We start from the raw sequence: 10,344 nt of genomic DNA, 5'->3' as shown, positions 1-10,344 counted from the left end.
TCCGCCCGGTCTTTCGTGTGCCGGCGACTCAGAAACTGGGCGCCGAGGTGGGGGCCCGCAACGTGCCGAGGTACGGGTGCCACAGGTGGTCAGGATTGTTCTCGACCGCCGTGACGACGTCGCGCATGACGGCGAGCACCTTGGGTTCCTCGCCGTCGTACACGTCGCCCTGCAGCATCTTCAACACGTCGACGCGGTATCGGGGGTCCTGGACGAACGCGGTGAAGAGAACGTTCAGGCGGTAGTAGATCGAGATGAACTCGTACCAGTACTTCACCGCGCGGCGCAGCTTGTTCTCGTACGTGACGAACCGGTCCCTGGCGAAGTCACCGGCCTGGTGCGCGGCGATGACGTCCTGCGCGGCGATCCGGGCGCTGTTCAGGGCGACGCTCACCCCGCTGGAGAAGATCGGGTCGACGAAGCGGGCCGCGTCCCCGATCAGCACGAACCGGTCACCGGTGATCTGCTTCATCGCATAGCTGTAGTCACCCTCGGCCTTGAAGGGCCGGATCCGGCGCGCGTCCTGCAATGCGTCCCGCAATTCCGGACGGCTGCTCACGAAGTCCCAGAAGAACTTCTCCCGTTCGTTGCCGGCCTGCGAGAACCGCTTCTTCTGGGTCACCACCCCGATGCTGGTGATCGTGTCGGTGATCGGGATCTGCCAGACCCAGGTGTCCTTGATCGGCAGGAAGTGCACGAAGATGTGGTCGGCGTCGCCGCTGGTGCCGGCCACCCGCTTGCGGTCCAGATCCTCGAACCAGGTGTGGATGGCGTACTGGTCGAAGACCGGGTCGGGCACTTTCACCTTGAGCTGGCGCCCGATCAGGGTCTGCCGGCCGGACGCGTCGACCACCATGCGGGCGGTGAACGGCACCTCCCGGGGTCCGAACCGGCACCCGAGCCGGACCACGGCGGGGTCGCTGAAGTCCACGGCGAGCACACGGGCACCGTTGAACACCGTGGCACCCTGTTCCTCGGCGTGGCGCAGCAGGATCGCGTCGAACCGCCCGCGATCGACGTGGAACGTGTAATCGCGATCGACACCCGGCTGGTTGCGCTCCACGAACTGGATGTCCGCGGTCCAGCCGTGGCTGAGCCCATCGTAGCCGAGATCGGGGATGTCCCGGCTCTCCGCCGAGGTCCACGAGGCGCCGTACTTCTTCGGGAAGCCGGCCTCGTCGATCTTGTCCAGCGCGCCGATCTCGGCGAGCACCGGGGTTGTGGCCGGGACCAGGGACTCGCCCACGTGCGGCCGGGGGAAGGTCTCGCTCTCGAACACGACCACACTGAGCCCGGCGCGCGCCAGATAGGACGCCATGGTCGAGCCCGCGGGTCCGCCGCCGATCACGGCCACGTCGTAGTCGGCTGCCGGGACGGTGCTCATGCGCGGACTCCGTCCGCGGACTCGTCGGCCAACATCTCCGAGATCGTCCGGATGTCTTTGAAATGCTGGCCGTCGATCTTGTCGAACGGCACGTGCACGCCGAGTTCACGCTGGATGAAGGACATCAGGACGGCCACCCTCAGCGAATCGAGGATGCCGGATTGCACCAGCGGGGTGTCCTGGTCGAGGACCAGGTCGTCGCCGGGCTGGGCGAATTCTCTCGACACGAAGTCGAGCAGTGCGGCCGAGTACTTCTCCGGTTCCATCGCGGGGATGCACCTTTCTGCTGTCGATCGCGGTAACAGTGGGAGGGTCACGACGTGCGGGGGCGGCCATCGCCCGGATGCGACGCGCCGGCGACCAGTTCGGCCGCGGACATCCGGTCGGCTTCGGCTCGGATCTCCGCCTCGACCGCCGCGGCGAGACCGGTCACCGTGGGTCGCTCGAAGACGGCGCGGATGGGCAGATTCACGTCGAAGGCGGATTGAACGGCGGCGGTCAGGCGGATCGCCAGGATGGAGTTGCCGCCGCGGGCGAAGAAGTCACCGGAGCGGCCGGCCTCGGCTCCCAGCAGGTCGGCGAAGATGCCCGCGATCCTTTCCTCGACGATGCCGACCGGCGCGTCCGTGACCGTCCCGGCGACGTCAGCCAGGGCGGGCAGGGCGCGGCGGTCCAGCTTGCCGTTGGCGGTCAGCGGTATCGCGTCGACGACGACGACGGCGGGAACCAGATAGTCCGGCAACCGCTGAGCGCAGTGGTGGATGACCGTGGCCGAGAGCAGCGACGTGTCGGGCAGGCCGATCGCGGGCACGCAATAGGCGACCAGGCGTACGTCGGTGCCGGCCGTGCGATCCACCACGACCACGGCCTCGCGGACATCCGGGTGCCCTGTCACCACCGCGGCCACCTCGCCGGGCTCCACCCGGTAGCCGCGGATCTTGACCTGGTCGTCGATCCGGCCGACGAAGTCGATCACGCCGCCTGGCACCATCCGGGCCAGGTCGCCGGTGCGGTAGATGCGGGCGCCGGGCGGCCCGTACGGGTGGGGCAGGAAACGCTCGCCGGTGAGCGCCGGCCGGCCCCGGTAGCCGCGGGCCACGCCGAGGCCGCCCACGTACAACTCGCCGATGACCCCGACCGGCACCGGGCGCATCCGGTCGTCGAGAACGTGCATGTCCACGCCCGGCAGCGGCCGGCCGATGGGCACCGCCACCGAATCGTCTCCCGCGGTAACCGGATGGGTACAGGCTCCGACGGTGGTCTCGGTCGGGCCGTACTCGTTGATCAGGCGGCCGGGACCGAGCAAGCCGGCCCATTGCTCGGCCACCGGCACCGGCAGCACCTCACCGGCGACCACGACGACCTGGGCGAGCCCGGCGAGCTGCGCCGGAGCGAGTTGGTCGGCCAGCACCCGCAGGTGTGCCGGGGTGAGCTTGAGGAACGCGAACGGTGCCGCCTCGTGCAGCCGGGCGCCGAGCTCGGTGAGGTCCATGTCCTGGGGCAGCAACCGGGTCGGCTGCCCGGCCAGCAGGGGCGCCCACACGTTCGGTACCACCAGGTCGAAGGCGACGGACGAGAAGACCGCTCCGCCGCCGGAGCCCTGGGAGGCCAGCTCGTCGACCGCCCACCGGATGTGGTTGGCCAGCGCGCCGTGCGTGATCTGCACGCCCTTCGGGGTGCCGGTGGAACCGGAGGTGTAGATCACGTACGCGAGATCCTCGAGCGTGTTGTCCGTACGCGGTGGCAGCGCACCGGGGACCGGCCCGGTGGCCTCGCGTCCGACATCGAGCACCGTCACGGTTGCCGGCAGGGCACCCGCGAGCCGGCCGGGGTGACTCCCACCGGTGACGAGCAGCGGTACGGCGGCATCGGCGAGGACCGTCGCGACCCGCGGCGGTGGAGCCGCCGGATCGAGCGGAAGGTAGCAGGCGCCCGCCTTCCAGACGGCCAGGAACGCCGCCGGCAGGTCGACGCCACGGTCGAGCAGCACCCCCACGGTGTCGCCCGGTCGCACGCCGAGCGCATGCAGGTGCCCGGCCAGCAGGCCGGCCCGCTCGTCGAGTTCGCGGAAGCTCAGCGATCCGTCGGCGGCGATCACGGCGACCGAGTCCGGCACCGCGGCGGCCCGCGCCTCGAACCGGTCCAGCACGGAGTCCGTGACGGGGGCGACCGGGTTGCGGCCCGCGGCGATGATGGCGTCCTGTTCCGTCGTCGACAGGAGGCCGAGCTCTGCGAGGGGGGTTCCGGGCGCGGCGGCGGCCTCGGCCAGCAGCCGTTCCAGGTCATCCGCGACCCGCTGTACGGTGGCGGGATCGAACAAGGAGGTGGCGTACTCGAGGACACCGAACAGCCTCCCGTCGACGAGCTCCCGCAGGTAGAGAGTGAGATCGGTCTTGGCGATCGTGGACGACTCCACCAGGGCGCGCAGTTCGGTGGGATCGTCCGGCAACCCGGTGTGCCGCCGGTCGTGGAAGTCGAACGCGATCTGATAGAGCGGGGTCCGTGAGCGGTCCCGCGTCGGCGCGAGTTCGGCTACCACGCTGTCGAACGGGAGGTCCTGATGGGCGAAGGCCGCGCGGCACGTGTCACGGATCCTGCTCACCGAGTCGGTGAACGACAGCCCGCGGTCGAGGTCACAGCGCAGCACCAGGTTGTTGAGGAAGAAGCCGACCACGTCTTCCAGTTCGGGGCGGTCACGACCCGCGACCGGCGTGCCGATCGTGACGTCCCAGCGGCCGGTCTGGCGGGCCAGCCCGGTCGCGAAGGCAGTCAGGGTCGTCATGAACATGGTGGCGCCGGTCGTGCGGCCGATCTCCGCCAGTCCACTCACGGTGCCGGCCGGGACGGTGAAGGTGATGACCGCGCCGCGGGGGTCGCGGACCGGTGGCCGGGGCCGGTCGGTGGGCAGCTCGGTGGGCTCGGCTCCGTCCAGTGTGGTCCGCCAGTGTGCGAGCGCCCGCTGCTTGGCCGTTTCGTCGAGCCGGGTCTGTTCCCAGACCGCGAAATCCGCGTACTGCACCGGTGGCGGCGCCAGGGCGGCGCCCCGTCCGGCGACGATTTCCTGATACTCGCGGCGCAGCACGGCGGCCGACCAACCATCGGCGGCAATGTGATGGGTGAGCAGGACGAGGACCGGTTCGGCGGCCGTCGCCCGGGGCATCGCCAGCAACGCGCGCGCCATCGGCCCGGACTCCAGATCGAATCCAGCCGCGGCCTCCTGTTCCACCAGCGCGCCGATCGCGTCGGGTCCGGCGTGCTCGACCCGCAGCGGTACGGCTCGAGGCGGGTCGACAATCTGCACCGGTTCGCCGTCGAGCAGGACGAAGCGGGTGCGCAGGGCCTCGTGCCGGGCGATCAACTCGTCGAGGGAGCGCCGCACGACGGCCTCGGTGGTGCCGTACGGCACGGGCAGGAAGACGCCGGTCACCCATTCCCGGGAGGACGGCTCCAGCCGGTCGAGCATCCACAACCGGCGCTGGCCCGCCGACAGCGGCAGTGGTCCGCCGCGCGGCACCGGCCGGATCTCCGGGTCAGGGGTCTCGACGCCGGTGAGCAGACCGGCTTGTTCCGTCAGGGTCGGCGCGGCGAGCAGGCTGCGCAACGAGATCTCGTGTCCCGCCCGCCGTAGCTGGTTGGCCAGCCTGATCAGCTGCAGCGAGGTGCCGCCGAGCGCGAAGAAGTCGTCGTCGCGGCCGACCGGCCCGGTGTCCAGCAGGTCCTGCCAGAGATCGGCGACGAGTCGCTGGGCCGCGGACACGGGCTCCGTGTAGGGCCGTGGCGCCACGTCGGCCGAGCTGAGAGCGGCCCGATCGATCTTGCCGCTGGATGTGGTGGGGAACTGCTCCGCGGCGATGAAGGCCGCCGGCAGGTACGTCTCCGGCAACCGGTCGAGCAGGAAGGCCCGGAGCTGTCCGGTGGTCGCCCGGCCCCGGACATGGGCGGCGAGCCGGGTGGTGCCGTCGGTCATGCGGTACGGCACGACGACGGCTTCGATCACGTCGGGATGGGCGGCGAGTGCGGCCTCGACCTCACCCGGTTCGATCCGTACCCCGTTGATCTTGACCTGGTGGTCGATCCGGCCCAGGTAGTCCAGTGTCCCGTCGGCGCGCCGGCGGGCCCGATCACCGGTCCGGTACAGCCGCTGCCCCGGCACACCGGTCGGGTCCGGCACGAACTGGGCCGCGGTCAGGGCCGGGCTTCCCAGGTAGCCGCGGGCGACGCCGATGCCACCGACCATGAGCTCACCGGGCTCGTCCGGTGCCGCCTCCGTGCCGTCGGGCGCCATGATCAGCACGCGCATCCCGTCGACGGGCCGGCCGATGCACACCGGCCCGGACCGTTGGAACAGGTCGAATCGGTGCGCGGTGACGTCGATGGAGCACTCGGTCGGGCCGTAGGTGTTCCACACCTCGATCTCGTCGTCGCCGTCCTCGACCAGCGCGAGGAACTTCTGCACCAACTCGGCGTGCAGCGGCTCCCCGGCGCTGAAGAGCAGCCGCAGTTTGTCGCAGCGCTCCCAGCCGGGCTCGGCGACCAACCGGCGCAGCACCGACGGCACCACCTGAAGCACGGTGACGTCATGCCGTGCGACCGCGCGGACGATGGCACCGGGATCGCGTTCCGCTCCCACCGGTGCCAGCACCACCGTGCCACCGCACACCAGAGGCGCGAAGATCTCCCAGCCCGCCGCGTCGAAAGTGATCGCGGTCTTCTGCAGCACCCGGTCGGCCGCGCCCAACCGGTGCGTGTCGACGGTCCACGCGACCCGGTTGGCGATGCCGCCGTGGGTGATCACCACACCCTTGGGCCGGCCGGTGGAGCCCGACGTGTACAGAACGTATGCCGCGTGCTCGGCGGTGACCTGAACGTCCGGCCTAGCGACGGGCCGGTCACGCAGAAGCTCCAGCGCCGGGTCCAGCACCAGGGTACGGATGCCGGCCTCAGCCTTGTCCACGTCGCTCACCAGGACCGAGGCCCGGGTGCCGGCAAGTACCTCCGCGGTACGCGCCGCCGGGTGCTCCGGGTCGAGGGGCACGTAGACGCCACCGGCCTTCCAGATCGCCAGCAGGGCCACGACCAGTCCGGTGCCGCGGGGCAGCCGTACGGCGACTGGAGTCTCGGCCGTGACGCCGGCCTTGGTCAGCAGGTACGCCAGCTGACCGGACCAGCGGTCGAGGGCCGCGTAGGTGACGGTGCTGTCGTCACCGACGACGGCGACGGCCTCGGGGGTGGCGGCCGCCTGACGGGCGAATTGCTGAGGTAGGGGCTGTACTGCGTTCATCGGACCTTCCCGGTGGGTTGGCTGGCACGGGACCCCCAGGAGCTCAGCAGCTGGATCAACGGGGGTAGGGAGTGGCGGTAGTAGAAGTGGTCACCGGGCAGCACCCGCAGGTCGAACCCGCCGACCGTGTGCATCCGCCACCGAGCGGCGTCGGCCGGGCCGACCGCCTGATCCGCGTCGCCCACGATCGCGGTGATCGGGCAGGTCAGAGGTGGCCCCTGCCGGTAGTGGTAGGCCCGGGACATCCGGCTGTCGTTGCGCAGCACCGGAAGCACGAGGGCCCAGAGCTCGTCGTCGTCCAGCCAGGCGGGACTCGCGCCGCCGATCCGGCGCAGCTCGTGCCGGAGCTGCTCGTCGTCGTCCGGCGTCGTCCTCTGCGAGACCGGCGGGACCGGCCCGGCCGCTGCCGATGGCGCCTTGCGGGCCGACACGAACAACCGGTCCGGCACCGCGGTCATCCGCCGGGCGACCTCGAAGGCCACTGTCGCCCCCATACTGTGCCCGAAGAACGCAGTGCGCCGGTGTGCCCGGGCCAGCACAGCGGGGACGATGTCCGCCGCCAGCGCCGGAAGGTCGGTCGGCAGCGGCTCGGCGTACCGGTCGTGCCGGCCCGGATACTGCACGACGGCCATTTCGATCGTGGGCGGGAGCTCGTCGGCCCAGGACCGGTACACCGCGGCCGAACCGCCGGCGTGGGGGAAGCAGACCAGCTGCCGTGACGCGTCCGGGCGGGGCCGGTGGACACGGAGCCACGGATCGGTCATGTGTCCCGCCGGCACCACTCGAGCACCGCCATCGCGCTGTACATCTTGTTCGCCGCCTGAGTGAACGCGATGCTGAGCGGGCCGTCGAGCAGTTCGGCGGTGACTTCCTCACCGCGGTGGGCCGGTAGATCGTGCATGAGCACGGCGTTCGGGTTGCCGTCCCACAGGTGCTTGTCCACCTGGAAGGGCCGGAAGATCGTCATCCAGTCGGCGTCCGGCTTGCTGGTCCCGGTGGTGCGCCACCGGGTGGTGTAGATGACGTCGAAACCGTCCGCCACGTCGGCCATGTCGTGCCGCTCGGTCACGGTGGCACCGGCGGCGGCCCGGGCCCGGGCCCGGGCGAGGATGTCCGGTCCGACGCCGTATCCGGGCGGGGTGCGCAGCTCCAGGTGGCTACCGGGGCACCGCATGAGGGCGAGCGCGAGCCCGACGGCGGTGTTGTTGCCTTCACCGACGTAGAGCACTCGCAGATCCTCGGTCCGGCCGAAGTGGCCGATCATCGTGGTGAGGTCGGTGAGCGCCTGGGTGGGGTGTTCGTCGACGCTCATCGCGTTCACCACGCTCAAGCCGCCGGCCCATTCGTACAGGTGCTGGTTGTGCAGATCCACCCGCGCCACCAGGCCGTCCAACATGGAGCCGAACACGACGCCGGTGTCGCGGGTCGACTCGCCGGTGTTGAGTTGCAGGTCGTTCGGCCCGTAGGTGACGAGGCCGGCGCCGAGCCGCAGCGCGCCCGCGGAGAAGGCGGTCCGGGTGCGGGTCGACGTGAGCTGGAAGAGCAGCCCGATGACCTGGCCGTCGAGCGGCCGGGACCGGTCCACCCGGCCGGCCGAGTGGGCCGCCCCGCGCTCCACGATCCAGCGCAGCGCCTCGTCGTCCAGGTCGTCGATGGAGACGACGCTGTGGTTCCTGACCACCATGGCGTACCTCTCAGGCGTGGGCGGGTGCCGGCGTGAAACGCATCGGCAGTCGTTTGAGGAAGCGGAAGTTGATGCTTTCCAGCCAGTCCTGCCTCGCCGCGGCCGGCTCGAGGGAGCTGGTCCGGTCCAGCAGCCGCACCAGGGCGATCTCGATCTCGGCCAGCGCGAGCGCGGCGCCGAGGCAGTAATGGATGCCGTGGCCCAGCGACAGGTGGTCCGAGGCCTTGCGGGTGATGTCGATCCGGTCCGGGTCGGGGTAGTGCCGCGGGTCGCGGTTGCCCGATCCGAGTACCAGGGTGACCGACTCCCCGGCACGGATCCGGTGCCCCGCCACCTCGATATCGGTCGACGCGACCCGGGTGGTGAACTGCACTGAGCTGTCGAAGCGCATCAGTTCCTGGGCTGCCCCGGTGGCCAGCTCGGGCCGCTCGCGCAGCAGGCGCAGCTGGTCCGGCTGCTGGGTCAGGGCCAGCACCGCGTTACCGATGAGGTGTGTCGTGGTGGCCTGTCCGGCGTCGATCAGCAGCAGGAAGTTGGCGAAGATCTCCTCGTCGTCGGCGTCGACCCGGTGCAACTGTTCGCCGATCATCCTGCTGAACACGTCGTGGCCGGTGCCGCTGCGCCGGGCCTGCGCACCCTCGGCGAACACGCACCGCAGCTTCTCGACCCGGGGGATCTCGGTGCGGGACTGGCTGAAGTACTCGGGAAGCAGCCCCTTCCAGGACTCGAGCAAGGGCATGGCGTGCTCGGGGACTCCGGTCATGCGGGAGATCACCGCCCTGGTGAGGGGCTCGGAGTAGTCATGGATGATGTCGATCCGGCCGCTTCCGGCCACCTTGTCGAGCAGGTCGTCGGCCACCGCGGTGATGAACGGCCGCAATTCGCGGACGTAGCGGGGGGTCATGCCCGGTTTGACGAGCTGACGCAGCCGGGTGTGCCGGGGCGGCTCGTTGAACAGCATCATGTCGGACAGGACACCGGTCAACGGCGCCATCTCCGCACGGATGTCCGCCGGCAACGACTCACTGAAGCCCACGATGCGGGCACCGGAGAGCCGGTCGTCCTTGCCGAAACGCGCGATGTCGTCGTAGCCGAGCACGACCCAGCTGCGCATGATCTCGTCCCAGAACACGGGGGTCCGCTCGCGCAGATGCCGGTACATCCCGTACGGGTCGTCGGCCCAGCGGGCCGAGAAGAGATCGAGAAGGGTCGGCGCCTGGGTGCCGGTCATGCGCGCACCGCCTCGCCGCCGGCCACCGCGCCGGTGAGCAGCGTGAGCAGCCGGGCCGTCTGGTTCTCCAGGTAGAAGTGGTCACCGGGCAGCACCGCCGTGTCGAAGGCCCCGGTCGTGTGCAGACGCCAGGCACGCATCTCCGGTAGCCCGACGACGGGGTCACGGTCGCCCACGACCGCCAGGACGGGGCTCGTCAGCGGTGGTCCCGGATGGTAGGTGTAGCCGTCGTTGAGCCGCAGGTCGTGGCGCAGCACCGGGAGGGCGAACCGGAACACCTCCTCGCGGCCGAAGGCGGCGGCGCCGGAACCGCCGAGGCGGCGTACGTAGTCCCGGATCTCCTGGTCGGAGAAGGACAGTCCGGTCGGCTGGGCCCGGGACGGGGCGTTGCAGCCCGACGCCACGAACGCCACCAGCGGCCGCGCGGACGTGGCGTTCCAGAGCCGGGCGACCTCGAATGCCGCCAACGCCCCCATGCTGTGCCCGAAGACGGCGGTGGGCCGTGCGTCGCCGTTGTGCAGGGCCGCCCCGATCTCGGCAGCGAGCAGCGCGATGCTTCCGGCCATCGGCTCCCCGAAACGGTCCTGCCGGCCGGGGTACTGCACGGCGGTCACCTCGATGGAGGGGGGTGCGGCGTGCGCCAGGTCGTGGAAGGAGCTTGCGGCTCCCCCCGCGTGGGGGAAGCACACCAGGCGCACGGCCGCGGCGGGCTTCGGGACGAAAACCCGCAAGGGTGAGCTCCGGGGTCGGAAGTCTGCCATGCC

At 70.7% G+C, this 10,344-nt stretch carries 7 protein-coding genes; all 7 read right to left on the bottom strand.

What is annotated here, in order from left to right; translation table 11 throughout:
* Positions 1-28: 28 nt before the first annotated feature.
* The 7 genes from Aau02nite_RS44355 to Aau02nite_RS44325 are packed head-to-tail and all read right to left on the bottom strand — an operon-like array spanning position 29 to position 10,341.
* Entirely contained in the window at positions 29-1,384 is a 1,356-nt protein-coding gene (locus Aau02nite_RS44355) for an NAD(P)/FAD-dependent oxidoreductase (RefSeq protein WP_212994715.1), read from the bottom strand.
* Positions 1,381-1,650 carry a phosphopantetheine-binding protein gene (locus tag Aau02nite_RS44350; RefSeq protein WP_212994714.1) on the bottom strand — a complete coding sequence of 90 codons (270 nt, stop codon included), beginning with the start codon at positions 1,648-1,650 and terminating at the stop codon, positions 1,381-1,383. The genes Aau02nite_RS44355 and Aau02nite_RS44350 overlap by 4 nt, the downstream gene beginning before the upstream one ends.
* A 47-nt stretch (positions 1,651-1,697) precedes the next feature.
* Positions 1,698-6,665: a non-ribosomal peptide synthetase gene (locus tag Aau02nite_RS44345; RefSeq protein ID WP_212994713.1), complete on the bottom strand. Its 4,968-nt coding sequence runs from the start codon at positions 6,663-6,665 to the stop codon at positions 1,698-1,700.
* Entirely contained in the window at positions 6,662-7,429 is a 768-nt protein-coding gene (locus tag Aau02nite_RS44340) for a thioesterase II family protein (RefSeq protein ID WP_212994712.1), read from the bottom strand. Before Aau02nite_RS44340 ends, Aau02nite_RS44345 begins: the two co-directional genes overlap by 4 nt.
* Positions 7,426-8,349 carry an ornithine carbamoyltransferase gene (locus Aau02nite_RS44335; RefSeq protein WP_212994711.1) on the bottom strand — a complete coding sequence of 308 codons (924 nt, stop codon included), beginning with the start codon at positions 8,347-8,349 and terminating at the stop codon, positions 7,426-7,428. Before Aau02nite_RS44335 ends, Aau02nite_RS44340 begins: the two co-directional genes overlap by 4 nt.
* A gap of 10 nt (positions 8,350-8,359) precedes the next feature.
* Positions 8,360-9,580: a cytochrome P450 gene (locus tag Aau02nite_RS44330; protein ID WP_212994710.1), complete on the bottom strand. Its 1,221-nt coding sequence runs from the start codon at positions 9,578-9,580 to the stop codon at positions 8,360-8,362.
* Positions 9,577-10,341 (bottom strand): thioesterase II family protein, encoded by a 765-nt coding sequence (locus tag Aau02nite_RS44325; protein ID WP_212994709.1) that lies wholly within the window; start codon positions 10,339-10,341, stop codon positions 9,577-9,579. Before Aau02nite_RS44325 ends, Aau02nite_RS44330 begins: the two co-directional genes overlap by 4 nt.
* Between the last annotated feature and the right edge of the window lie 3 nt (positions 10,342-10,344).

It is taken from the genome of Actinoplanes auranticolor (genome assembly GCF_018332655.1).
GTDB classification, from domain to species: domain Bacteria; phylum Actinomycetota; class Actinomycetes; order Mycobacteriales; family Micromonosporaceae; genus Actinoplanes; species Actinoplanes auranticolor.
This window is presented reverse-complemented; position numbering and strand designations above follow the sequence as displayed.

Excerpts from the sequence above, each read along its gene's own strand:
- Aau02nite_RS44355 (WP_212994715.1), bottom strand. The coding sequence starts at position 1,384 with ATGAGCACCGTCCCGGCAGCCGACTACGACGTGGCCGTGATCGGCGGC.
- Aau02nite_RS44350 (WP_212994714.1), bottom strand. The coding sequence starts at position 1,650 with ATGGAACCGGAGAAGTACTCGGCCGCACTGCTCGACTTCGTGTCGAGA.
- Aau02nite_RS44345 (WP_212994713.1), bottom strand. The coding sequence starts at position 6,665 with ATGAACGCAGTACAGCCCCTACCTCAGCAATTCGCCCGTCAGGCGGCC.
- Aau02nite_RS44340 (WP_212994712.1), bottom strand. The coding sequence starts at position 7,429 with ATGACCGATCCGTGGCTCCGTGTCCACCGGCCCCGCCCGGACGCGTCA.
- Aau02nite_RS44335 (WP_212994711.1), bottom strand. The coding sequence starts at position 8,349 with ATGGTGGTCAGGAACCACAGCGTCGTCTCCATCGACGACCTGGACGAC.
- Aau02nite_RS44330 (WP_212994710.1), bottom strand. The coding sequence starts at position 9,580 with ATGACCGGCACCCAGGCGCCGACCCTTCTCGATCTCTTCTCGGCCCGC.
- Aau02nite_RS44325 (WP_212994709.1), bottom strand. The coding sequence starts at position 10,341 with ATGGCAGACTTCCGACCCCGGAGCTCACCCTTGCGGGTTTTCGTCCCG.